Below are 23540 nucleotides of genomic sequence, written 5' to 3' on the forward strand. Positions count from 1 at the left end.
TCGGGTGAGGCCAGAGCATGGGTGATCTGAAACTGCCGGCTGCGGTATGCGCGGTTGCCGTCGGCGGAGGGTTGGGCGCGCTCAGCCGCTACGGTCTGGGGGAGCTCTTTCCCCACATCTGGACGACGCTGGTCATCAACGTCGTCGGCTCGTTCGTTCTCGGTGTTCTCGCGGCCCTGCTCGTGCACAACAAGGTTGGGTACCTCTTTCTCGGCACAGGCTTCTGCGGCGGCTTCACCACCTTCTCGTCCTTCGCGGTTCACGCCGTGACGGAGAGTCCGTGGCGATCGATTCTCTATGTTCTCGGGACGTTGATTCCCGCGATCCTCGCTGCAGCACTGGGCAAAGGGCTCGGTGAACGCTGGATCCGCGCGCGGGACGGAGCGTCGGCATGACAGTTCTCCTGGTGGCGCTCGGCGGCGGCGCTGGTGCGAGTGGCCGGTACCTGTTGGCGCGGTATGTGCCCGCGTACAAGGGATTTCCGGCTGCGACGTTCGCCGCGAACGTGATCGGCTGCTTCCTCCTTGGATTGTTCACCGGGGCAGCTCTTTCCACCGAGATGGCCGCACTTCTGGCGACCGGCTTCTGCGGCGGCTTGTCCACCTATTCGACCTTCGCGACCGAGAACGTCGGGATGATCGAGAGGCGCCAGACGGCGCTTTCTCTGATCTACATCGTCCTCAGTCTGATCGTGGGACTGTCCGCTGCGTGGTTGGGAATCCAGATCACGGATTGACGGATCCGGCGCCGAGCGTGCACGCCACGCGGCCAGGGTAGACAATTGTCCACAGTCGCGTCGACACAGTGGTCGACCACCGGGCCGAGGGGGATTCGTGGCGCACGAACGAGCAGGACAAGTGGCTCTGCCAGAGGATCTGATCAATGTTCCTCATCTGGTCACCGCGTATTACACGCGCACTCCGGATCCCGAGAACCCGATGCAGCAGGTACTTTTCGGCACTTCAGGACTTCGCGGTTCCAGTCTCGACTCGGCGTTCAACGAAGCTCATATCCTGGCGACAACCCAGGCGATCGTCGAGTACCGCGCTTCGCAGGGAATCGACGGCCCGCTGTTCATCGGCCGGGACACACATGCGCTCTCGGAGCCTGCCTGGCTGTCGGCCTTGGAGGTCCTGGTCGCCAACGACGTCGTCGTCCTCGTCGATTCACGCGACGCCTACACTCCTACCCCAGCTGTCAGTCACGCGATCTTGCGATACAACTCGACGGGTCCGGAGGCCAAGGCCGACGGCATCGTCGTGACACCGTCACACAATCCGCCGTGTGACGGTGGCTTCAAATACAACCCGCCGCACGGCGGGCCCGCGGACACGGATGCGACGTCGGTTATCGCCGATCGAGCGAACGAGCTTCTGCGCAAGGGGCTTTCCGGGGTACGGCGTGTGACGGCGGCACAAGCGCTGGACCGCGTCGAACGCTACGACTTCCTCCGCTACTACGTCGAAGACCTCCCCAGTGTCCTCGACCTCGACGCGATCCGCGATGCCGGAATCAGGATCGGTGCAGACCCCCTCGGCGGGGCAAGCGTCGACTACTGGGGCGCGATCGCCGAAACTCATCGACTGGACCTCGAAGTGGTGAATCCACTCGTCGATCCGACCTGGCGGTTCATGACGCTCGACACTGACGGCAAGATCCGCATGGACTGCTCGTCGCCCGACGCGATGGCGTCGCTGATCGGGATTCGGGATCGCTACGACATCGCGACCGGAAACGATGCGGACTCCGACCGCCACGGCATCGTCACTCCCGACGGCGGTTTGATGAACCCGAATCACTATCTGGCCGTTGCCATCGAGTACCTGTTCGCGAACCGGCCAGGTTGGGGCGCAGATACCAAGGTCGGCAAGACCCTCGTGAGTTCCTCGATGATCGACCGTGTCGTGAGCAGCCTGGGCCGCGATTTGCTCGAGGTTCCGGTCGGGTTCAAGTGGTTCGTTCCCGGATTGCTCGACGGGTCTGTGGGATTCGGCGGCGAGGAAAGCGCCGGCGCGTCCTTCCTCCGACACGACGGTTCCGTCTGGACGACGGACAAGGACGGCATCATCCTTGCGTTGCTCGCGTCGGAAATCACCGCGGTGACGGGAAAGTCTCCGTCAGCGCACTACGCCGCGTTGGCCGAGAAGTTCGGGAGCCCGGCGTACGCACGTATCGATGCGCCCGCGACACGCGCACAGAAGGCAGTCTTGGCAAAACTGTCTCCCGACCAGGTGAGTGCAACCGAGCTGGCGGGTGAACCGATCACCGCGACACTGACTGCCGCGCCCGGAAACGGCGCGGCGATCGGTGGTCTCAAGGTGACGACGGAGAACGCGTGGTTTGCAGCGAGGCCGTCCGGCACGGAGGACGTGTACAAGATCTATGCCGAGTCGATGAAGGGCGCCGATCATCTGGCTCAGGTTCAGGCAGCGGCCAAGGACTTGGTGTCCGGCGTCTTGAAGGCGAACTAGCCCGCGGACCGCTCATGTCGCCCGGCTAGAATTCCGGGCGACATGAAAACTCGTGCAGCCAAGCTGCCACAGGAAATTTGGGTACTGGTAGCCGCCAGCTTCGTCATCGCCCTCGGATTCGGGTTGGTCGCCCCGGCACTACCTCAGTTCGCGCGCAGCTTCGACGTATCGGTCACCGCCGCCACGATCGTGATCTCGTCTTTCGCTTTCATGCGATTGGTGTTCGCGCCGATGAGCGGCACTTTGGTACAGAAACTCGGTGAGCGGCCGGTCTACATCGTCGGCCTTCTCATCGTCGCGGTCTCGACCGGTGCGTGCGCTTTCGCGGGGGAGTACTGGCAACTTCTGCTGTTCCGGTCGTTGGGTGGCATCGGGTCGACCATGTTCACCGTGTCGGCTCTCGGGCTGATCATTCGCATGTCACCGTCGGACAGTCGCGGCCGCGTGTCGGGTCTGTACGCGACAAGCTTTCTCATGGGATCGATCGGCGGCCCGCTGGTCGGCGGAGCGCTGTTGCAGTTCGGTCTGCGGATGCCGTTCATCATCTACGCAATTGCGTTGGTGATCGCCGCGCTCGTTGTCTTCGTGAGCCTGCGTGGATCTCATTTGGCGTCACCGGACAAGGCTGTCGATGTGAAGTCGATGACTCTCACAGAAGGCCTCCAGTCTCCGGTGTACCGGGCAGCGCTCGGATCGAATCTCGCCTTCGGCGGCGTGATCTTCGGAGTTCGCGTTGCCATGGTTCCCCTGTTCGTCGTCGAGTTCCTCGGCCGAGACCCCTCGATTGCGGCCTACGCCCTGACGATCTTCGCCGTCGGCAATGCGTTGGTGTTGATCGTCTCCGGACGACTCTCCGACCGCTTCGGACGCAAGCCCTTTGTCGTGAGCGGTCTGCTCATCTGTGGTCTGGGAACCATCGCAATGGGATTCACCGACAACCTCGTGGTGTTCTTCGCCATCGCCGCAGTGACTGGTGTCGGCTCCGGGCTCATGAGTCCGGCCCAGCAGGCCGCGGTTGCCGATGTTGTCGGATCGACGGCCCGAGGCGGACCCGTTCTGGCGGTATTCCAGATGATGTCCGACATCGGTGGGGTAGTGGCGCCGATTTGTGCCGGGCTGATCGCCCAACATGTTTCGTACTCGGCGGCCTTCGCAGTGATGGGAGCCGTAGTAGTCGTGTCGGCGACGGGGTGGTTGTTCGTTCCGTCGCGAACGAAGCCCGTCGAATCCGTCGTCGAAGATCTGACTGATGTGACGGTGCTAACGGATACTCCTGCGCGGACAAACCTGGACTGACCGGGCATTCTGTACTCTCGATCGGGTGGCAATTCGCATCGTGAGTCTTGTGGCCCGATTGGGTTTGGCGGCCGTCTGGCTGATTTCCGGGGGACTCAAGTTCTTTGATCCCGTTCAGACGAAGATCGCGGTGCGCGCCTATCAACTATTGCCCGAGTCACTGGTGGGTCCGGTGGCGACGGCTCTTCCCCTGGTCGAAATAGTCCTGGGCCTGCTGATCCTCGTCGGGTTGGCGGTGCGAGCATCCGCTGCAGTCTCGGTGGTCATCCTCACGGTTCTCATTGCGGTGATCATTTCGGTGTGGGCCAGGGGATTGTCCATCGACTGCGGATGTTTCGGCGGCGGAGGTGCAGCCGACGTCGGCGCTTGGGACTATTCGAAGGAGATTCTCCGCGACCTGGGCTTCTTGGCACTTGCCGTCTGGCTGCTCGTGTTCCCGCGTTCGCCACTCGCATTGGGGCCCGGATCACGCGCGGCGTTCTCAGTGGATACTCAGTCTTCAGTGGCAAGGTAAGCAATCGGTAAATCGTTTCGACGCACGAAGGACTGCATCAGCGTGAGCACCAAGAGCAGCAAGAACAAATACTCGCCGGAACCGGTCTCGAGCCGCTCCACCTACATCATCGGTGGCCTCGCGGTGCTCGTGATCGCGGCCCTCGTCATCGGCGGTGTCTTGTGGACGAACAGCAAGAACAAGCCCCAGAACGACGGCTACGGCTCCGTGCAGAGTTCCGAAGTTGCCGTCACGGTGCAGGACAACGGAGTGGTGCTGCTCGGCAAGCCCTCCGCCGCGACAACCATTGATCTCTTCGAGGATCCGCTGTGCCCGGCCTGTGCTGCTCTCGAACACCTCAGTGGCCAGGCTCTCGCGGCCGCCGTCGACAACGGTGACGTCGCCGTGCGGTACCACATGCTGAACTTCCTCAACCGGGCGTCGGGCAGCGGTGACTACTCCACACGGGCCGGCGCCGCTCTGCTCTGCGTCGCTCAGGGTGGTGACGCGATTGCGTACTCCGCATTCCACAACAAGCTTTTCGCGACCGACACGCAGCCGGCCGAGGGCGGCAGCAGCGACCACACCAACGACGACCTCGCCCAGATCGCTCGTGATGCGGGCGCATCCGAGGACGTGGCAACCTGCATCTCTTCCGGTACCAACGTCGAAGCCGCCGCGGCCAATGCCGCAGCCGCCAGCCAGGCGCTCAAGGATGTCGGGTCGAACGGGACGCCCACGGTTGTGGCGAACGGCAAGATCGTTGACACAGGCAGCAGCGACTGGGTTTCCAAGCTCTCCTCTTGAGCTGGAGCGGCCGCTTCGACAAGGAGCGGCCGCTTCGCTCTGAACAGGCGATTTGTTGCCCACGAGTCAAGTGGTGTAACTTTCTTCCAGCAAGCGGAAAGCAGAACAGCCGCTGCGAGTTCGACTGTTAGAGTGAACTGAATACGGGGCTATGGCGCAGCTGGTAGCGCACCACACTGGCAGTGTGGGGGTCAGGGGTTCGAGTCCCCTTAGCTCCACCCGAACAAATGCTCTGCACCAATCGGTGCAGAGCATTTGTTGTTTTCGAGCCAGTGTTGTGTTGTCGACCCTGTGTTTTTCGAGTCTCTATTGCATGCAGCACAGTTCTGCCTAGATGTGTCGACCGCCATAACGCCAGGGCGTCAATGTTCAATAACGTCCGCGATGAGGCCTGATCATCCCGTGCATTCTCAGCATGGGGACCGTTGGCGGAACGGAGAACCATGAGTGCACACGTGGTGATAATCGGGGCAGGATATGCGGGCGCCATGGCAGCGAAGCGTCTGCTGAGAACTCGTCCGGACATCACGGTCACCGTCGTGAATCCGCGCCCACACTTCGTGCAAAGAATCAGGCTCCATCAGATGATCGCGGGCGGCTACGACGCGACGGTCTCGTTCGACAGGGCGCTACCGCGTGCGGCACACCGAGTCTTCGGAGAGGTGACGACGATCGAGGCGGGGCTCGGCAGGCTTACCCTCGACGACGGCAGTGTGCTCGACTACGACTATCTGGTCTACGCAGTCGGAAGTGGGCAGTTACCCAGCACTATCGGCGGGGCGGCGGAGCACGGGTTCAGCGTCTCCGAATTCGAGGACGCGGTTCGCCTCGAATCCAGAATGGCGACACTCGACGGGAAGGCTACGGTCTGCGTTGTCGGCGGCGGTCTCACCGGAATCGAGACTGCCGCAGAATTGGCTGAGCAGCGAAGCAGCCGAATCACTTTGGTGACCGGAGGAATCGTGGCCCCGGATCTGTCAGAGCGTGCGCGATCTGCAATTCTCAGAACATTGACCGATCTTGGGGTCGACATCGTCACCGAATCCCGGGTGACGCGGATCGACGGTTCGTCCTGCGAGCTTGCGGGAGGCGCACGGGTGGAGGCAGATTGCACGATTCTCGCGACAGAATTCGGGGTCCCCGATCTGGCGCGCCGAAGTGGCCTTCCCGTCGACGGTCTCGGTCGTCTGAAGGTCGACGACCGACTCGAATGCTCGTCCCACCCCAACATCGTCGGTGCGGGTGATGCGGTCGCAGTCGGTGATCTTTTACTGAGGATGAGTTGTCAGGCCGCGATTCCCTTGGGAGTCCATGCGGCCGAGACGATCCTGCATCGACTCGAAGGTTCCGCGCCGCGCCCGGTGGCTCCGAAGTTCGCAGGCCGGTGCATCAGTCTCGGGAGGCGGCGAGGTGTGTTCCAGCGGACCACTCGTGTCGACAACGCAACGGGCATGTTCGTCGCAGGCAGGGCGGGTGCGTTCGTCAAGGAACGAGTGTGTTCGTCGACGACCGACTGGGCCCTCACTCCGCGCCGCTCTTTCTTCTACAGCTGGACATGAGGAGCGCTGGTCACGCTCGATCACAGACTCGATCGATGATCGCCGCAGTCTTGCGGACGTACGGTTGGCGGACGACGTCTTCGTGGCACGCGTCGACGTCGTCGAAATCCAGTGAGCCCGTTGCAATGAGTGACCAGATCTCGCGTCCACGGTTGTTGGTGGCCCCACGGATCACGGTGACGGGCGCGGCGCATGCTCGTATCCGATGCTTCCGGAGCGCCTGGCCTCCTATGTGGAGGAACACGGTCCACTGGGTGGCCGGCGGGTACTGCAGAATGCCGGCGAACAGCGTGCGGATCCACATGGCCGCGACGGTGCGTCTGGTCGGCTTCCAGCGGGCATTGGTGGATGGTTGTGGTGCAAGGTCGACGATCGACGGATCCAAAGTGATGCCCGCTCGACCAGCCAGTCGTGCGGCAGCTTCGGTGGAGATTCTGGTGTCGAGAACGGTGACGTGTTCGACAGTGTCACCTGACTCGGACAGCTGTGCCGCCATTTCCAGCGCCACGTAGCCGCCGTACGAGTATCCGGCGAGGAGGTATGGCCCGGTGGGCTGAATCTTCTTGATTTCGAAAATGAAACGGCGGGCGCTTGCTTTCACCGACCGGTCGGGTAGTCCGCGAGATTCGAAGCCGTGTGGCTGAAGTGCGTAAACCGGCCGATCGGTGTGAAGCGCTTTCGACAAGGTGGACAGCGTCGTCGATGGGCACCCCGCTCCGTTCATGATGAACAGCGGTCGCCCGGAGCCTTCGAGCTTCAGTGGCACCATCGTGTTGTGACAGACGCGATCATCGGGATCGATTCTGCGCCGATCCACCAGCGCTGCAAGGTCTTTGACGGTACTGGCGGCCGCGAACTCCGCCGCCGTGATCCGGATCCGGAACATGTCGTGAATCTTAGCCACCACTTCGGTTGAAGCAAGCGAATCGCCGCCGAGTTCGAAGAAGTCGTCCTCACGGTCGATGGAGTCGATACCGAGAATCGACTCCCAGATCGAGGACAACCACAATTCGGCGGGCCCGGCGAGAGTCGGTGGAGTGGACCGCACCTCGACGGAGGGCAGCGCTGTTCGATCGACCTTTCCTCTTTCGTTGCGGGGCAACGCCGGCATCAGAACAAAATGTCGGGGGAGCATCCAGGCCGGCAGATATGTTGCCAATTCGCGCCGCATCTCGGCGCCCGACCGTGCCATCACGGTTTTGGTCAGGACCACGTAGGCGACGATCTCCGGTCGATCGTTCTCGAGGACGACGGCCACGAAAACATCGGCGACGCCGGGAATTCGACGAATATGCGCCTCGACTTCCATCGGTTCCACCAGGTAGCCCCGAATCTTGACGGCGTCGTCGACGCGTCCCCGAAGTTGCAGTTCTCCGCGTTCGTCGATGCGGCCCCGGTCACCGGTCCGGTAGATGCTCACTCCGTCGCCCAGGCGCGTGAATCGTGTTGCAGTTCGATCCGGGTCGCCGTGGTATCCGTCGGCAAGATCACTGGAGACAACCTGAATCTCTCCGATCTCTCCGTCGGGGAGAGGCACGCCGTTCACATCGACGATCTGTACGTCCTTGCCGTCGCGAGCACGTCCGGCCGGTACCACTCCGACGGGTAGTTCGGAATGTGGTGGGAACGCGTTGTACGCGACGACACCGGTCTCGGTGGTGGCCAGCCAGTTGACGTACGTGACGCGAGCGAAGCCGTGACTGCGATGGCGCGCGTAGTCCTCGCCGTGAACTGCTTCTCCGTACGTTACGACGACGCGTAGGGAACCGATCGAATCATCATTTGCTGCATCGCAATCGAGATCCGACCACGCCCGCAGAAAGGACGGCGCACAGTGCGTGGTCGTGATCGAATTCTCGATCAGCCAGTCGTCGATTCCCGAGACGCCGTCGATACGTGGATCCCAGCAGAAGACCGTGACTCCGTTCATCAGGCCCATGATCAGGGCCGTGATTCCGGCTCCGAAACTGACGGGCAACAGGTTCCCGATGTGATCGTCGGGTCGCAGGTCGATTGCTGCGGCGAGTTCGTCGGCCTTGTTCAGGCACATGGAGTGGCTCAACACGACTCCCTTGGGTGCCCCGCTGGTGCCTGACGTGAACGCGATCATGGCAGGGTCGGAACTCGATGGTTCCAACGCGCTGTCGAATCTGAAGCCTGTCGCAGCAGACTCGTCGAGTATCGACTGCAGCGCGACGGCGCCCGAGGTGCTCATGATGTGCGCTCGGCGGGCCTCGGGGAGTTGTGGGTCGATCATGACCAAGGGCCGACCGGAAATCAGAGTGGCGAGGATGGCGGGCACCGACTCGGCCGTTGGTTCGAGATCGACCGCAACCGGGCGTGCCCCGTGTGACCCACGTAGGCGAAGTTCGCGGACCAATGCGTCGGTCCGGAGTTCGAGTTCGGCGAAAGTGATCCGGTCGCGCGGAGTCACGACGGCAACGGCGTCGTGCTGCATAGAGGTGACTCGGCGCCACCTCGACTCGATCGTCTCGTCGATGACTGCATAGCGAGTGCGTTCTAGACCTAAGTCGACAACCTTCATCACAGTAGCTCCGTCCGACTTTCAGCTATCTTTTAGCAAAGACTACATAAGGTTTGTGAAGTAGGTCCATAACAAACCAAAAGTAGTTTTACATACCGCCCCATCCTCCAGTCCGTCAGCTCCGAATGCCTTGAGGAACCAATGCCGATCGAGCGTTGTACAGACGAGGAGCAGTGACATGAAGTGGTCGGGGCGAAGTGCGATTGCGATTGCGGGAGTGTGCGCCGCAGCGACGATGTTTTCGGGAACCGCGCAGGCGAGCCCACTCTGGGAACCCTTGCAGCCGGTGGCGAACCTGGACGTCGCGCGCTACGTAGGGGAATGGAACCAGGTGGCGGCGATTCCTCAGCCCTTCAGCCTCGCGTGCGCGAAGGACACCCGGGCGAGTTACGGGATCGTCGATTCGTCGAACGTGAGCGTGAAGAACACGTGTACGACGTGGACCGGTCAAGCCAACGAGATCGTCGGGAATGCCCGAGTTACCGATCCAGCAACGGGTGCCCAGTTGCACGTGAGCTTCCCCGGGGTGCCCTCACAGGAAAGCTTGGACGGCCCACCCAACTACATCGTCACCTACATTGCCGACGACTATTCGTGGGCACTGGTGGGCGATCCGCTCAGGCTTTCCGGGTTCGTGCTCTCACGGTCGGCCGTCGTCGACGCGGCAGGCTGGAGTGAGATCCGCCGGGTCGCCGAATCCCGTGGATACAACGCATGCACGATCCTGACGTCACCGACCACCGAGGGCACGTCGGACATCCGTCCGCTCTGCACGGTGTGAGTCTGCTGTCAGCGTGAACCTTCCGGAGCCACACTCCACTACGATCACTGATCGGTACGTGTGGTTTCGGAAGGTTGTGTGGTGGCGAAGAAGCAGATTCCCGTAATAGTCGTCGCAGGCTTTCTCGGTTCGGGCAAGACGACGCTGCTCAACCATCTTCTGCGTAACAACGACGGTGTACGCATCGGCGTGATCGTCAACGACTTCGGCTCCGTCAACATCGACTCGATGATGGTCGCCGGTCAGGTCGATTCGATGGTCTCTCTCAGCAACGGCTGTTTGTGCTGCGCTGTCGACGTCTCGGACATGGACGAGATGCTGAACAAGTTGGCGCACCGGCAGTCCGGGATCGACGTGATCGTCATCGAGGCCAGCGGGCTTGCCGAGCCGCGGAACATGATTCGACTCGTCCTCGGAAGTGAGAACCCGTCTGTCGTCTACGGCGGCCTGGTGGTCCTGGTCGACGGAGCCAATTTCTCCACCGTTCGCCGCGAACATCCCGAGCTCGATCAACATGTCCGCCTGGCAGACCTGGTGGTAGTCAACAAGATCGACAGCGTTCCGGTCGCCGAACGCGAGCGATTCACGGCCGAAATTCGTAAGTTGAATCCGCGAGCGCCGATGGTGGAAACCTCGCACTCGCGGATAGACCCCGCTCTGTTGTTCGATACCGGCGAGGTGACCCCTCCGGCTCCGGGCGATCAACTGAGCCTCGACGAACTCCTGCGCGACGGGCACGACGACGATCACGAGGACGGCTCGTGTCACCACGATCACCTGCACCACCGCTACGAATCGGTTGATTTCGCATCGGAGACGCCTCTCGATGCCAGGGCCTTGACGCACTTTCTCGAGAATCAGCCGTCGGGTGTTTACCGCATCAAGGGCTTCGTGAACTTCGAGATTCCGGGCTACACAGGAAAATTCGAGATCCAATCGGTGGGTGATCATGTCCGGATCACGCCGCTGCGATGGAAGTCGGGCGAACCTCGAACCACGCAACTGGTCGTGATCGGCACCGGGATGGATTCGGGGGCGGTCGGCAGCGCGCTCCGCGCCTGCATGCGCGAAGAAACGGTCGAACCGCACCCCGACGCCATGCTGGGATTGCACCGCTATACCGTCGGGGCGTGAGTGAATCAGCTGTATCCGTGTACGAAGCGATTCGGCGACGCCGAGACGTTCGCGCCGAGTTCTCGGGAGAGATCGTCCCCGACGAAACTCTGATGCGCATTCTCGACGCCGCCCATCGCGCGCCGAGCGTGGGAAACACGCAACCGTGGGATTTTGTCGTCGTTCGTAATCCGGAGACGCTCGACACCTTCGCGGCACACGTCGCCGATGCCCGGGTGAAATTCGCGCAGTCTTTGCCCGAGGATCGCCGCTCGACGTTCGACCCCATCAAGATCGAGGGAATCGCCGAGAGCGGTACCGGCATCGTCGTCACTTACGACCCGTCGCGCGGTGGTCCGAACATCCTCGGCCGTCATACCGTCGACGACACCGGACTGTTCTCGGCGGTACTGGCAATTCAGAATTTGTGGCTCGCCGCGGTAGCCGAGGAGATCGGCATCGGCTGGGTTTCGTTCTACGACGAGAAGTACCTCACCGAACTCATGGGCATTCCGTCACCCGTTCGCCCCATTGCGTGGCTGTGCGTCGGGAAGGTGACCGAGTTTCAACAGGTTCCGGATCTCGAACGCTTCGGATGGCGACAGCGCCGGCCATTGGCCGACGCTGTCCACTACGAAACCTATTGAGTTGTACCGGGGGCCTAGCGTGCGGGACGGCCACCGGTGGAGCCTGCGGTGCGAGCGCCGCCGCCGGTGCGGGGACGGCGAGCGCCACCACCGGCATGTTCCTGACGGGCAGCTCCGCCGGTGCGAGCACCGCGTGACTGACCGCCCTGTCCGGAGCGAGCCTGACCCGAACGTGCTGCGCCGCCGCGTCCACCCTGGCCGGCGGGACGCTGTCCGCGTCCGCCGTTGGGCTGGGCAGGAGCCTTCGGAGCCGGCGTGACGTGCGGTGCGATGTCGCCGACCAACTTGACGACGTGCTCGGAGTTGGCAGTCGAACGGACCGGGGTCACCTTGATGGCTGCCTTGCGCATGAGGATCGCAAGATCCTTACGCTGCTCGGGCAGAACCACGGTGACCACGTCGCCGGCGCTGCCTGCGCGAGCGGTGCGACCACTGCGGTGCAGGTAAGCCTTGTGCTCGGCTGGCGGATCGACGTGGACGACCAACTCGACGTCGTCGACGTGGACGCCACGCGCTGCGACGTCGGTGGCGACGAGGACGCGCGCTTCACCGGCGGAGAATGCCGCCAGGTTACGGTCGCGAGCAGCCTGCGAGAGGTTGCCGTGAAGGTCAACGGACGGGATGCCCGACTCGGTGAGCTGGCGAGCCAACTTGCGAGCCTGGTGCTTGGTGCGCATGAACAGGATGCGACGACCGGTACCGGAAGCGAGCTTCTCGACCAGAGCCTTCTTGGCTTCGACGCCGTCGACGTCGAACACGTGGTGCGTCATTGCGGCGACGGGGGAGTTGGCCTCGTCGACCGAATGCATGACCTCGTTCTTGAGGAAACGCTTGACGAGCTTGTCGACGCCGTTGTCCAGCGTTGCCGAGAACAGTAGACGCTGCCCGTCCTGCGGGGTGGACGAGAGGATGCGGGTGACGACGGGCAGGAAGCCGAGGTCGGCCATGTGGTCGGCCTCGTCGAGCACGGTGATCTCGACGGCGTCGAGACTGACGAACTTCTGCTTCATGAGGTCTTCGAGGCGACCGGGGCAGGCGACGACGATGTCGACTCCGGCCTTGAGAGCCTGAACCTGGCGGTGCTGCGAGACACCGCCGAAGATCGTGGTCACGCGCAAGTCGTATGCGGCGGCCAACGGTTCGAGGGTTGCGGTGATCTGGGTGGCGAGCTCACGCGTGGGTGCGAGCACCAGGCCGAGCGGTCGACCCGGACGACGCTTTCCTCCGGACAGTTCGCCGGCGAGGCGGGAGACCATGGGGATGGAGAACGCGAGGGTCTTGCCGCTTCCGGTCTTTCCGCGGCCCAGTACGTCGCGCCCCGAGAGAGTGTCGGGGAGGGTGTCGATCTGGATCGGGAACGGAGAAGTGATTCCGCCGTCTTCGAGAGCTTTCACCAGCGGTGCGCGCACACCGAGGGCTGCGAAGGTGGTAGCGGGCGTAGAGATGTCAGACAAGTGTGTTCAGAGCCTTTCGGGCACGTGTTCGTGCCCGGATGCCGACACGGGAATTAACCGGTCGAACAATCAAGCACAGTGGTGGCGGCGCTGCCGGTCGGCAGGCTTCTTCGCCGTAAGAAGAGCGGGTGCATTGAGCACTCAGCAAGAAAATTTGCGTTCTACGACGCTGGATGCCCGATTTCAGGCACCTAGTGATCGCAACTCTACCTTCCCGGAGCGTTCGACCTACAACCCGACCCATTCGGAGACGCCGTTCGCGAAGTGTTGCCGCTTCCAGATCGGTACCTCGTGCTTGATGCGCTCCACCAGTTCGGCGCACGCGGCAAACGCCTCCGCTCGATGCGGCGCGGCGACGGCGGCGACCAGTGCGAGGTCGCCGATCTCGAGGTGACCGACGCGATGGATCGCGGCAACCGGCAGGCCGGTCGAGGCCGCAACCTCTTGGCAGCACGTCTGGAGGAAGCGTTCGGCATCCGGATGCGCTTGGTACTCCAACGCCGAAACCGCTTGACCTCCATCGTGATTGCGCACCGTTCCCGTGAACACCACAACAGCGCCGTTCTTCGGACCGGCCACGGCGGCGTCGACGGTGTCTGCGTGAATCGGTTGCTCGGAGATCCGAGCCAATAGCTCACTCATCGTGCGCTCCTCCGCCTGCGACCTGCGCGAGCAGGTGATCGATGATGGGTCCGAGGACGGCGAGACCGTCCTTCACTCCACCGGGAGAACCCGGAAGATTGACGATGACCGTCGTACCTGTGAGACCTGCCACACCACGGCTCAGCGACGCGTGCGGTGTCTTCTCGAGGCCCTTGGTCCGGATCGCTTCTGCGACGCCGGGCAACTCACGGGTCAAGACTGCCCGGGTAGCTTCCGGGGTGGCATCCGTGGGGGAAGCCCCCGTGCCGCCGGTACTGATGACGAGTGACGGGAAGCCCTCCTTGGCGTCAGTGATGCCCGCCGCGATGTCTGCGTCGGCGTACACAAGCGGTCCACGTACCTCGAAGTCCCGTTCACGTAGCCAGGTCGCGATCGTGGGTCCGGTGGTGTCGGGTCTGGTGCCGTTCGCACCGCCGGTGGAAGCCACGAGGACGGTCGCGGACCGTGCCGAGGTGAAGGTGTGCGCCGGAGCTGTCTGTGCGTTCTGAGTGTCGCGGGTCCAATGTCCGCGCTTACCACCGTCTTTGGTGAGCAGACGAACACCGTTCATGGTAGCTCCGGGGTCCACCGCTTTGACCATGTCGTGCAAGGTCAGGCCGGCTACCGCGACGGCGGTGAGTGCTTCCATCTCGACGCCGGTCTGTCCGCGAGTCTTCGCCGTCGCCTCGACGGTGATCGATGTTTCGGTGAACCCGAATTCCACCTTGACCGACGAGAGCGCGAGTTGATGACACAGCGGGATCAGTTCGGAGGTCTTCTTCGCACCGGCGATTCCGGCGATGCGCGCGGTGGTGAGGACATCAGCCTTGGGCATGCCGTCGGCGCGGACGAGGCGAACTACCTCGGCGGTCGTGACGAGTTCGCCGGCGGCGACGGCGATACGCGTCGTCTCGGCCTTGGCGCTGACGTCGACCATGCGCGCTCGGCCCTCGCTGTCGACGTGTGTCAATTCGTTCATCAGTGTCCTTTGAATCAGATCGAGTGAATCAGATCGAGGAAGTCGAGAGCGGGACGACGTCGACGAGATCGCCCGCGCCGAGCTCGGTCACGGCGGCGGGGATGTCGATCAGGACGTCGGCCCACGCCATGGCTGCAACAAGGTGCGATCCGGGTCCGGCAACGAGTTCGATTCCGTCCGCAGTTCTGCGTGCCCGCAGGAACTGCCGCTTGCCGTCCACCGAACGCAGCGGTGCAGTCAACGGGAGTCGCTCGCGCGGGATCTCGGGCAGGCCCGCGGCCCGGCGCAGTTCGCCCCGTGCGAAGACCTCGAAGGAGACCATCGTGCTCACCGGGTTGCCCGGGAAGCTCAGTACCGGCACTTCGTTCACCACTGCAGTGCCTTGCGGACCGCCCGGCTGCATTGCGACGTGGCCGAAGTGTGCTCCCAGAGGCGTGAGAGTTTCCTTCACCACCTCGAAGTCGCCCATGGACACTCCGCCGGAGGTGAACACCAGATCAGCGACCGAGGTTGCGTACGAGAGCAATTCGCGGAACTCGGCGGGGTCGTCGCTGCTTCGGGCGACGGATACGACATCGGCGCCGTTGGCTTCGGCCAATGTTGCCAAAGCTGGACCGTTGGAATCGTAGATCTCACCGGGTTCGAGAGTTGTTCCGGCACTTTTCAGTTCGGCGCCCGTCGTAATTATCGCGACCCGTGGCTTCGTGTAGGTGTCGAGCGAAGCCAGGCCCACAGCACTCAGCGCGGCGATATGGCGAGGTTCCAAGTGCGTTCCGGCCGTGACCAGTAGCATTCCGGCGGTGATGTCGCTGCCACGTTCGCGTACGAATTCGCCTACCGACCTGCCCCGTTCGATCGTGACGACGTGCTCGGTGACACCCGTTGTGTCCTCGACCGGAACAACGGCGTCGGCACCCTCGGGGAGCGGAGCACCGGTCATGATGCGAAATGCCGATCCTGGAAGGTGTTTCGGTGGTTTTCCGCTTCCAGCGGCGATCACGCCTCGAACCGTCAGTGTGGTCGGAACCGAGGCCACAGAAGCAGCATCGACGGCATACCCGTCCATCTGCGAGTTGCGGAAGAGTGGCAGGTCTACCGGCGATGCGATATCCGAGCAAGTTATGCGCCCCAACGCTTCTGCCGTCGGAACTGCCGTCGGAGAGAGGGTGTGCAGGCCGGTGAGCAATCCGGAGATGTGCGACGCGTGTTCCTCGACCGAACGCGCGCTCATGACAGTAACCTCGACAACCTCGACATGTTTTGATCCTAGGCGGTGTGGTCCGTCCGACACACGGAGTACGGCTTTCGGTCATACTGGAGCAATACGGAAGTTGGTGAAGTGATGACAGTGGTCTCGATGGGAATTCCCACCGTGCGGTTCGACGCTGCCTCCCTCGCCGGTCGTCCCGAGACGGATCTCCTGGTCGACAGGTTCGGGCGTGTTGCCAGAGATCTGCGAGTCTCGATCACCGAGAAGTGTTCACTTCGTTGCACGTATTGCATGCCGGAGGAAGGCTTGCCGGCCATCGCTGCGGAAGATCTTCTGAGTGCCGACGAGATCATTCGAGTAGTCGGAATCGGCGTCGAACGAGTCGGTATTCGCGAGGTGAGATTCACCGGCGGCGAACCGCTGATGCGTAGTGACCTCGAAAAGATCATCGGGGGGTGCGCCGCGCGCGTGCCAGGAATTCCACTTTCCATGACTACCAACGCCGTTGGGCTCGAACATCGTGCGGCGAAGTTGGCTGCAGCTGGTTTGACTCGCATCAATGTTTCCCTGGATTCGGTTGATCGCGCCCATTTCGCTGAATTGACGCGTCGAGACAGGTTGCCGTCCGTTCTCGCGGGAATTCGAGCGGCAGCTGCGGCCGGGCTCGCGCCACTGAAGATCAATGCGGTGCTGATGCGTGAAACGCTCCACGGCGCGGCGGATCTTTTGCAGTGGTGCCTCGAAGCCGGCGTCGAATTGCGCTTTATCGAGCAAATGCCTCTGGACGCAGACCATGCATGGGCACGCGAGAACATGGTGACCGCGGCTGAATTGTTGTCCGTTTTGGGAAGCCGTTTCGAATTGGAAGCAATCGGCCGTGAAGATCCGTCGGCTCCTGCCGAAGAATGGCGTGTCGACGGGACCACGATGACGGTAGGGATCATCGCTTCCGTGACCCGCTCGTTCTGCAGTGAATGCGATCGGACGCGAATGACCGCAGAGGGAACAATTCGGTCATGTCTGTTCAGTGACCGTGAAGTTGATCTGCGTGCCGCGCTCAGGGCCGGAGCAAGTGACGACGAACTAGCGGATTTGTGGCGCGGTGCGATGTGGAACAAGTGGGCTGGGCACGGCATCGACGCCGCGGACTTCGTTCCGCCGGAAAGAAGTATGGGAGCGATTGGTGGCTGATCCGCATTCGATCTCGGTTCGTTACTTTGCTGCTGCAGCGGATGTATCCGGTTGCCGTAGCGAGGTAGTCGCCATTTCGCCCGACAACACACTTGCCGAGTTGGTGGCGGTCTTGGTCGGACGATACGGACCGGAGATGGAGCGAGTGCTGTCGGTCTCGGCTTTCCTCGTCGGTGACGAGTTGACCCGCGACGTCTCTCGAGCCTCCGGTAGCGCTGTCGATATTCTTCCGCCTTTCGCTGGAGGCTAGTCCGAGAATTGCCGGCGTAGCTATTTGTGGGCTGCCGACGTATTGTCCTTTTTCGGTTTGCCGGTCCAAATATTCATATCTTGATCACTCCAGCTCAAGTGGCATCTATCTCCGTTTTCTCCATTGTTGGTCAATTGTCCAGCATTGGTCGTTTTGTTTAGTTTCTCCTACTTTTGGGGGAGCGAATGCACTTCGAATTGCCAAGGTGAATTGTCATCTGTTTGGATGACAAAAGAAATACCTTCGCTGTTGGTAATTGTCGACATGTGTTAATTTTGGCGCAATTCCACTCGGGATATGTGAAAGGTATTTCAATGTCGATTAATTCCACGCGCCGTGTCGGAGTCGTCGTAGCGCTCCTCGGGGCAGCTGCACTCACCGCTCCGGCAATTGCTACTGCGCTTCCGTCCACCGGTTCTCTCGGCTCTTCTGCGCCGGAAGCCTCGTGCTCGACCCTGTCCACCGAAGCGACGCCGAACGGGTGGGGCATCCCGTTCACCGACGAGAAGGATCAGACCGCGTCGTACTCGGCCGACAACGTTCTCGACAAGGACGGCTCACTGAAGCTGGCCGTCGACGGTACCGGCGATCGTTCGGTTTCCTACCATTCGGCCGGCGGTATCAAGTTGTCCGACGCAGTCGACAAGGCGATCGGCTTTGCCGAGCGCGCCGCCACGCCGACTGCGGCGTTCCAGCTCCGCCTCACCGGAACGACCGGCGGAAAGTTCGAGAACGGATTCACCACCCTGGTGTGGGTCCCGGGACCCGACGCCACGCCGACGGCTGACGGCGGCGTTCACGCGGATCTCCAGAAGGGCGTGTGGTGGAGCACTCAGAACATCGACGGCGCCAAGGACCGCGTGTCAGTGCCTTTGGCTGACATCGTCGCCGCGAACCCGAACGCGGTAGTCGACCACTACGGCGTCAGCGTGGGCACCGGTTCCGCCGCCACGTCGACGCTGGTCGATGCAGTGCAGTTCAACGGATGCACCACCAACTTCGCGAAGAAGGATCCGGCTTCGGGAACGGGTTCGCTGGGCGACGTCTTCGGCAGCCTGTTCGGTAGCTAGTCGCTGGTAAGAGCTCTGGTAGGAGTTACTTCCACCAGTCATCGAGGGGTGTGACCGGCACCGTGCGCTTGTGACGAGTGTTGGTGAACATCTTCTCGAGCTTCTCGGCTACCTCGGAGGAAACGTCCTTTCCTTCGAGGTAGTCGTCTATCTGTGAGTACGTGACGCCGAGGGCAACTTCGTCGGGTAGCGCGGGTCGGTCGTCCTCGAGGTCGGCGGTCGGCACCTTGCGCCACGTGCTCTCGGGTGCGCCCAATTCCTGCAGCAATGCAGCGCCCTGGCGTTTGCTCAAGCCGGTGAGCGGCGTGATGTCGACACCGCCGTCACCGAATTTCGTGAAGAAGCCGGTAATCGCTTCTGCGGCGTGGTCGGTACCGATCACGAGGTAGCCGAGCTGACCGGCAATCGCATACTGGATGACCATTCGTTCGCGCGCCTTGATGTTGCCGCGGACGAAGTCGCGTAGTTCGCCGTTCCCCAACGCCTCGGAGGCCTCACGGGCCGTCGCGTCGGCGCCAGGCTTGACGTTGACCGTGAGAGAGCGGTCCGGCTTGATGAAGCCGAGCGCGATCTGAGCGTCGGATTCGTCAGCCTGAGCGCCATAGGGGAGTCGAACGGCGACGAACTCGGCCTCGTGGCCTTCTTCACGAAGTTCCGTGACCGCGCGTTGGGCGAGGGCTCCGGCGAGCGTGCTGTCCTGACCGCCGCTGATTCCCAGAACGAACCCTTTGGCGGGGGTCGAGCGCACGTAGTCCTTCAGGAACTGGACTCGCGCGCGAACCTCCGCTGCGGCGTCGATTGTCGGCTTTGTGCCGAGTTCTTCGATGATGCTTTCACGCAGTGTGGCCATGAATGGACTCTAGCGATGTGAGCAGGCGCGTGCAGTGCCACCGTATCCGGGGCGGTACGGTCGCGCACATGAGTGCGAACAACGTTCTGGTGGTCAGTGCGACGAAGTCGGAAGCGGCATACGTGCCGCAAGGATACGAACTGCTGATCACGGGGATTGGAAAGGTCAGTGCTGCAACAGCAGTCGCCTCTGCTCTCGCGCGGTACGAGCGGGATGATCTGCCGCTGGTCGTCAACATCGGGACAGCCGGTGCGCTGCACGCGCACCACGGCGGCCTCTATGTTCCCGGCGTCGTCATCAATCACGACATCAGCAGCACCGCGATCCGAGCGCTGGGGCACGACGTCGCGGACCGTTTGGTGCTCGCCGGCGGTGACGACTCGGTGTTGGCGACCGGCGACGCATTCATCGCCGACGCTGCAACCCGGGACGCCCTTGCGCAGCGAGCCGATCTGGTCGACATGGAGGGGTTTGCCATCGCATTCGCCGCGCAGGCTGCGGGTGCTACCTGCCGACTCGTCAAACACGTCAGCGATCACGCGGACGACTCGGCCTTGGACTGGCCCGCGATGATCGATGCCAGCGCCCGCGAGTTGGGGCGCTGGCTGCTCGACAACGTCTGATCGAGCCTGCAGCGTCTGGTCAAGCCTGCGCAGTCAGTATCAATCCGGTGTCGTCGGGCTTGCGCAGGGTCAGCGTGTCGGCGTCGACGGTGTAGCTCACTTCGCCGTCGAGCACCGCCAGGATCTGGCGCTCGATGTCCATGTTCTCCTCGGGGCAAGCCATACGCGTGGTTGCCATCGGCGTGAACGTGACTGTGGTGTCGGACGTCTGGGCGCTTCCGGTCATGCGATTGCATCCGGTGCTCCCGCTGACCGAACCGTCTGCGGCAATCGTCAGTTCGGGAGCTGACGTCTCCAGAGCCAGGCTCGTACTGATCGCATCGGGACTGATGAGGGACGTGACAGTCCACGTCGTGCCCTGCAGCGGTCGATCCGGCGTGACGATTTTCTTGTCCTGCAGGGTGACTGTGGCGTCCTTCGATGTCAGGACGAGGGTGTCGCCGTCGAGGCTCCACGCCGGCGCAGCGGTCAGCAATGTTGTTGTCCAGGAGTCGGACTCGACGATGCCGGGAGGGCAGCCCATCATGGTCGACGCCATGGTGCCGGTGGTCAGCGTGCCGTCGTTGAACTCGACCGAACCGTTTGCCGTGTTGCATCCGGCGCTCGCGGACACTCGACCGGCCTGGCTGAAGTCGAGAGTCAGCGGGCCGCCGCCGGGAATTTGTGTTCCATCCACGGAGGTCGAGATGAACACACGACCGGAGGGATCCGTCTTGTCTTCGGGGGAGTCGGACGAAGCGGAGCAACCACTTACCGCGGCGATGGTCAGGAGGCCGATGACGGCTGCAGCGATGCGCATGGGCTCACATTAAGTGGTGGGACGGATCTGGGGAGTCAACATCGAGTAACGCGCCGGGCAAGGTCTTCCCAGCCGGCCGCCAGGCGCTCGGTGGTCATCCCGAGATCGCGCACCTGATGAAGGACGAGCGACGCTTCGAGCGGTGCCAACAGTGCTGAAGCGAGCAGATCGAGGTCGCCCTCGACGCCGGCTCCTCGAAGAAGCCCGATGACGTGAGCGATGCCGAGAGCCCGGGCCGGACCGCCGAAGCGGTATTCAGGAGCGTTTTCCGCCGCTCGGAGGACTTCGCCCTGTACTTCCACCATGGCAATCCGGGCTCGTCCGAACGCGATGAGGCGCTCGATCGGCGGCGCGCCCGGACCCAACGGTGGGGGGCCGAACATGAATGCCTGCTGCAGTTCTCGCTCGGTGTGATCGAGCAGTGCCTGCATCAGTCCCGATCGATTGCCGAAGCGCCGAAAAACTGTGCCCTTGCCCACACCGGCCCGGCACGCGACAGCATCCATCGTCACCGCGTCGACACCTCGCTCGGCAACGAGGAGGGCTGCGGCGTCGAGCAGAAGTACGCGGTTACGTGCTGCGTCACCGCGCTCGACCGGCGCGGCGCCGATCTGGGGGAGGGGGATTGCGCTCACGGAATCAGGTTACAGGGCCGGGGAATGTAAGTGGACCGCGGTCCGTTTAGTTGATATAACTTTCAACCGGAGCCACCAACCGCACCACTCTCGAAGGAAACTCGCTATGTCACAGACCAATGTTCTCGTTCTCGTCGGCAGCCTGCGCGCCGGATCCGTCAACCGCCAGCTTGCCGAGACGGCTGTGTCCGCCGCACCCGAGGGTGCCACGCTGACGGTCTTCGAAGGCCTCGCCGACGTCCCCTTCTACAACGAAGACATCGACGTCGAGGGTGCTTCCATCCCCGCTGTCGACGCACTGCGCGCCGCTGCGAGCGACGCTGACGCGTTCCTGCTCGTCACCCCCGAATACAACGGCACCATTCCCGCAGTTCTGAAGAACGCCATCGACTGGATCTCGCGTCCGTACGGTGTCGGTGCAGTCAAGGACAAGGCTGTCGCAGTCATCAGCGCTTCGCCCAGCGGCAACGGCGCCAAGTGGGCACACGAAGACACCACCAAGGCAGTCCGTATCGCCGGCGGCAAGGTCGTCGAGGACACTGCACTGAGCATCGGTGGGACCGGCGCACTGTTCGGTGAGCTGCACCCGCGTGAGAACGCAGAGGTGCTCGCTCAGGTCTCCAAGGTCGTCTCCGACCTCGTCGACGCCGGCAAGCAGCTCGTCAACGCGTAATTCGTTTCACGAATGAGGGCCATGCCGGAAGGTGTGGTCCTCACTCGTATGCGCGCTAGAGCCCTTCGCGTTCCATCGCGTCGTCGACCGCGTCGCGAACCGACTCGAAATCCTTGCCGGCCATCATCGCTTCGCCCATCGCAGCATCGATACGGTCGGCGACGGCGGCGTACCGACGCTCCCAGTTCTCCTTGTCCTCCCGCCAGTAACCCATCACGTGCATGCGGTTTGCCGGGATTTCCCATGTTCGACGCAGGTGGGTGCGGATGCGTCTGGCGGCCGCGGCCTCGACTGCACACCAGATGTAGCCCTCGCCGGGAGGCAGGGCAGCGCCGGCCAATTCGGCGAGCAGCGAGTCCGATTCCTCGATCCATCGGTAGTGAGCGTCGGCGCGCGTCGTGAACGTCTGCTGTTCACTCGGCGCGGGTACCTGCGCGATGACGTGGATCGGTAGACCGTCGGGTGCTTCTTCGAGAATTCGCCCGATCGCGGGCAGAGCGGCGTGATCGGCGACCATCAGCAGCCAGTCGCAACCTGCCGGCGGCGTGAACCACCCGCTCGCCGTCGAGAGGTGAACGGTCTCGCCCGGTTGCGCAGTTGCGGCCCAGAGTGCCGCGCCGCCGTGGCCGTGGAGAACGAAGTCGATCTCCAGTTCGTTCTTCGACGGCTGCCAGCGCCGGACCGTGTAACTACGGGCGTGAGGGGGATCGAGGGGGAATCTGACGAGCACCCGTTCGTCGGGGCTCCCGCTCGTCTCGAAGTCGCTCAGGCCCTCCCCACCGAAGGTGATTCTGCGCATCAACGGTGTCACCTGCTGTGTTCTCGTCACGGTTGCCTGGTGGCGTGGAGCCTCGTCCTTCGGGGGTGTTTCCACGACGCTCATGGTAGGTCCGTGGCGCGACTCCGAGAGGCTGACGAGCACAAAAAGAAACTGTGACGCGCGACACGCCGACGCGCCGGGAAATGAAGGCGCTGAACTGGGGCGACCTGGGAATTCCAACGATGTGACTCACAACATCTCGCGTTATGTGTTTCTGTCGGCCACTAGGTGTAGTGTCTTGAGCACTGAGAGACCACAACGCGGAACGCCTCGAGCGAGACTCCGGCAATCGGTCGTATCGGTGCTGAACATCACTACATCGGCCTTTGTTGGCTAAGCGAAAGAGGGACTCTCATGAGCATCACCGTCTACACCAAGCCCGCTTGCGTTCAGTGCAATGCCACCTACCGCGCCCTGGACAAGGCCGGTCTCGAATACAACGTCATCGACATCACCGAGGATGCCGAAGCCCGCGACTACGTCATGGCTCTCGGGTACCTCCAGGCACCCATCGTGGTTGCCGGTGAAGATCACTGGTCGGGCTTCCGTCCCGATCGCATCAAGACCCTGACCGTCGCTGCTTGAAGCGCCGCAGTGTCGGCGGTGGACACCTCCGCCGACACATCTGAGTA

Annotated in this window: 25 protein-coding genes and 1 tRNA gene; 17 read left to right on the plus strand and 9 right to left on the minus strand. The window is 62.7% G+C overall.

The annotated features are described in order from the left end of the window. The first annotated feature begins 17 nt into the window (after positions 1-17). The 8 genes from KTR60_RS11365 to KTR60_RS11400 all read left to right on the plus strand — a co-directional run bounded on the left by KTR60_RS11365 (position 18) and on the right by KTR60_RS11400 (position 6626). A complete protein-coding gene (locus KTR60_RS11365; protein ID WP_007731302.1) occupies positions 18-395 on the plus strand; it encodes a fluoride efflux transporter FluC in 378 nt (125 codons plus the stop codon). Then, complete coding sequence (gene crcB / locus KTR60_RS11370; protein ID WP_003942344.1) at positions 392-736, plus strand: fluoride efflux transporter CrcB; 345 nt, start codon at positions 392-394, stop codon at positions 734-736. The genes KTR60_RS11365 and crcB overlap by 4 nt, the downstream gene beginning before the upstream one ends. A 97-nt stretch (positions 737-833) precedes the next feature. After that, on the plus strand, positions 834-2471 hold the full coding sequence (gene pgm / locus KTR60_RS11375) for a phosphoglucomutase (alpha-D-glucose-1,6-bisphosphate-dependent) (protein ID WP_228402154.1): 1638 nt from the start codon (positions 834-836) through the stop codon (positions 2469-2471). 42 nt (positions 2472-2513) lie between these two features. Next, positions 2514-3767, plus strand: a complete 1254-nt coding sequence (locus KTR60_RS11380; protein WP_003942326.1) for an MFS transporter — start codon at positions 2514-2516, stop codon at positions 3765-3767. Positions 3768-3792: 25 nt separating this feature from the next. Beyond that, entirely contained in the window at positions 3793-4281 is a 489-nt protein-coding gene (locus tag KTR60_RS11385; protein WP_003942318.1) for a MauE/DoxX family redox-associated membrane protein, read from the plus strand. 42 nt (positions 4282-4323) lie between these two features. Continuing rightward, positions 4324-5067: a thioredoxin domain-containing protein gene (locus tag KTR60_RS11390; protein ID WP_007731305.1), complete on the plus strand. Its 744-nt coding sequence runs from the start codon at positions 4324-4326 to the stop codon at positions 5065-5067. Positions 5068-5212: 145 nt separating this feature from the next. Continuing rightward, a tRNA-Ala gene (locus KTR60_RS11395) sits at positions 5213-5285 on the plus strand. Positions 5286-5510: 225 nt separating this feature from the next. Further along, positions 5511-6626 (plus strand): NAD(P)/FAD-dependent oxidoreductase, encoded by a 1116-nt coding sequence (locus KTR60_RS11400; RefSeq protein ID WP_228402155.1) that lies wholly within the window; start codon positions 5511-5513, stop codon positions 6624-6626. 10 nt (positions 6627-6636) lie between these two features. Here KTR60_RS11400 and KTR60_RS11405 read toward each other — a convergent pair whose 3' ends face one another. Next, positions 6637-9171 (minus strand): alpha/beta fold hydrolase, encoded by a 2535-nt coding sequence (locus KTR60_RS11405; protein WP_228402156.1) that lies wholly within the window; start codon positions 9169-9171, stop codon positions 6637-6639. Positions 9172-9349: 178 nt separating this feature from the next. Between KTR60_RS11405 and KTR60_RS11410 the strand changes: the two genes are divergently transcribed. The 3 genes from KTR60_RS11410 (at position 9350) to bluB (ending at position 11712) form a co-directional block, all read left to right on the plus strand. Next, a complete protein-coding gene (locus tag KTR60_RS11410) occupies positions 9350-9952 on the plus strand; it encodes a lipocalin family protein (RefSeq protein ID WP_162114282.1) in 603 nt (200 codons plus the stop codon). Between the two features lie 81 nt (positions 9953-10033). Further along, a complete protein-coding gene (locus KTR60_RS11415) occupies positions 10034-11086 on the plus strand; it encodes a CobW family GTP-binding protein (protein ID WP_058038591.1) in 1053 nt (350 codons plus the stop codon). Further along, positions 11083-11712 carry a 5,6-dimethylbenzimidazole synthase gene (gene bluB / locus KTR60_RS11420; RefSeq protein ID WP_007731309.1) on the plus strand — a complete coding sequence of 210 codons (630 nt, stop codon included), beginning with the start codon at positions 11083-11085 and terminating at the stop codon, positions 11710-11712. The genes KTR60_RS11415 and bluB overlap by 4 nt, the downstream gene beginning before the upstream one ends. A 14-nt stretch (positions 11713-11726) precedes the next feature. Here bluB and KTR60_RS11425 read toward each other — a convergent pair whose 3' ends face one another. The 4 genes from KTR60_RS11425 to glp all read right to left on the minus strand — a co-directional run bounded on the left by KTR60_RS11425 (position 11727) and on the right by glp (position 16018). Continuing rightward, the gene (locus KTR60_RS11425) at positions 11727-13166 is read right to left on the minus strand and encodes a DEAD/DEAH box helicase (RefSeq protein WP_042450056.1); all 1440 of its coding nucleotides are present in this window, start codon (positions 13164-13166) and stop codon (positions 11727-11729) included. 228 nt (positions 13167-13394) lie between these two features. Then, positions 13395-13808, minus strand: a complete 414-nt coding sequence (locus KTR60_RS11430) for a molybdenum cofactor biosynthesis protein MoaE (RefSeq protein ID WP_007731311.1) — start codon at positions 13806-13808, stop codon at positions 13395-13397. Continuing rightward, the gene (moaCB, locus tag KTR60_RS11435; protein ID WP_228402157.1) at positions 13801-14787 is read right to left on the minus strand and encodes a bifunctional molybdenum cofactor biosynthesis protein MoaC/MoaB; all 987 of its coding nucleotides are present in this window, start codon (positions 14785-14787) and stop codon (positions 13801-13803) included. Before moaCB ends, KTR60_RS11430 begins: the two co-directional genes overlap by 8 nt. Positions 14788-14815: 28 nt before the next feature. Continuing rightward, complete coding sequence (glp, locus tag KTR60_RS11440; protein ID WP_003944714.1) at positions 14816-16018, minus strand: gephyrin-like molybdotransferase Glp; 1203 nt, start codon at positions 16016-16018, stop codon at positions 14816-14818. Between the two features lie 111 nt (positions 16019-16129). Here glp and moaA point away from each other — a divergent pair, with 111 nt between their 5' ends. The 3 genes from moaA (at position 16130) to KTR60_RS11455 (ending at position 18508) form a co-directional block, all read left to right on the plus strand. Further along, positions 16130-17188, plus strand: coding sequence for a GTP 3',8-cyclase MoaA (gene moaA, locus KTR60_RS11445; RefSeq protein WP_007731315.1), 1059 nt, complete (start codon positions 16130-16132; stop codon positions 17186-17188). Beyond that, positions 17181-17438, plus strand: a complete 258-nt coding sequence (locus KTR60_RS11450) for a MoaD/ThiS family protein (protein WP_003944706.1) — start codon at positions 17181-17183, stop codon at positions 17436-17438. Before moaA ends, KTR60_RS11450 begins: the two co-directional genes overlap by 8 nt. A 314-nt stretch (positions 17439-17752) precedes the next feature. Beyond that, positions 17753-18508 (plus strand): hypothetical protein, encoded by a 756-nt coding sequence (locus tag KTR60_RS11455; protein ID WP_007731317.1) that lies wholly within the window; start codon positions 17753-17755, stop codon positions 18506-18508. 25 nt (positions 18509-18533) lie between these two features. Here KTR60_RS11455 and nadE read toward each other — a convergent pair whose 3' ends face one another. Further along, entirely contained in the window at positions 18534-19358 is an 825-nt protein-coding gene (gene nadE, locus KTR60_RS11460) for an ammonia-dependent NAD(+) synthetase (protein ID WP_003944695.1), read from the minus strand. A gap of 68 nt (positions 19359-19426) precedes the next feature. On the opposite strand from nadE, the gene KTR60_RS11465 reads away from it, so the two are divergent. Beyond that, positions 19427-19981, plus strand: coding sequence for a nucleosidase (locus KTR60_RS11465; RefSeq protein WP_003944766.1), 555 nt, complete (start codon positions 19427-19429; stop codon positions 19979-19981). Positions 19982-20000: 19 nt separating this feature from the next. Here KTR60_RS11465 and KTR60_RS11470 read toward each other — a convergent pair whose 3' ends face one another. Both KTR60_RS11470 and KTR60_RS11475 read right to left on the minus strand, forming a co-directional pair. Beyond that, entirely contained in the window at positions 20001-20780 is a 780-nt protein-coding gene (locus KTR60_RS11470) for an META domain-containing protein (RefSeq protein ID WP_228402158.1), read from the minus strand. A gap of 35 nt (positions 20781-20815) precedes the next feature. Continuing rightward, the gene (locus KTR60_RS11475; RefSeq protein WP_003944690.1) at positions 20816-21415 is read right to left on the minus strand and encodes a TetR/AcrR family transcriptional regulator; all 600 of its coding nucleotides are present in this window, start codon (positions 21413-21415) and stop codon (positions 20816-20818) included. Positions 21416-21521: 106 nt separating this feature from the next. Between KTR60_RS11475 and KTR60_RS11480 the strand changes: the two genes are divergently transcribed. Further along, a complete protein-coding gene (locus KTR60_RS11480; protein ID WP_003944689.1) occupies positions 21522-22088 on the plus strand; it encodes an NAD(P)H-dependent oxidoreductase in 567 nt (188 codons plus the stop codon). A gap of 55 nt (positions 22089-22143) precedes the next feature. Here KTR60_RS11480 and KTR60_RS11485 read toward each other — a convergent pair whose 3' ends face one another. Further along, a complete protein-coding gene (locus KTR60_RS11485) occupies positions 22144-22971 on the minus strand; it encodes a siderophore-interacting protein (protein WP_228402159.1) in 828 nt (275 codons plus the stop codon). A gap of 291 nt (positions 22972-23262) precedes the next feature. Here KTR60_RS11485 and nrdH point away from each other — a divergent pair, with 291 nt between their 5' ends. Further along, the gene (gene nrdH, locus KTR60_RS11490; RefSeq protein ID WP_003944717.1) at positions 23263-23493 is read left to right on the plus strand and encodes a glutaredoxin-like protein NrdH; all 231 of its coding nucleotides are present in this window, start codon (positions 23263-23265) and stop codon (positions 23491-23493) included. The last annotated feature ends 47 nt before the right edge of the window (positions 23494-23540 follow it).

The sequence above is a fragment of the Rhodococcus sp. C1 genome (genome assembly GCF_020809065.1).
Taxonomy (GTDB): Bacteria; Actinomycetota; Actinomycetes; order Mycobacteriales; family Mycobacteriaceae; genus Rhodococcus_F; species Rhodococcus_F qingshengii.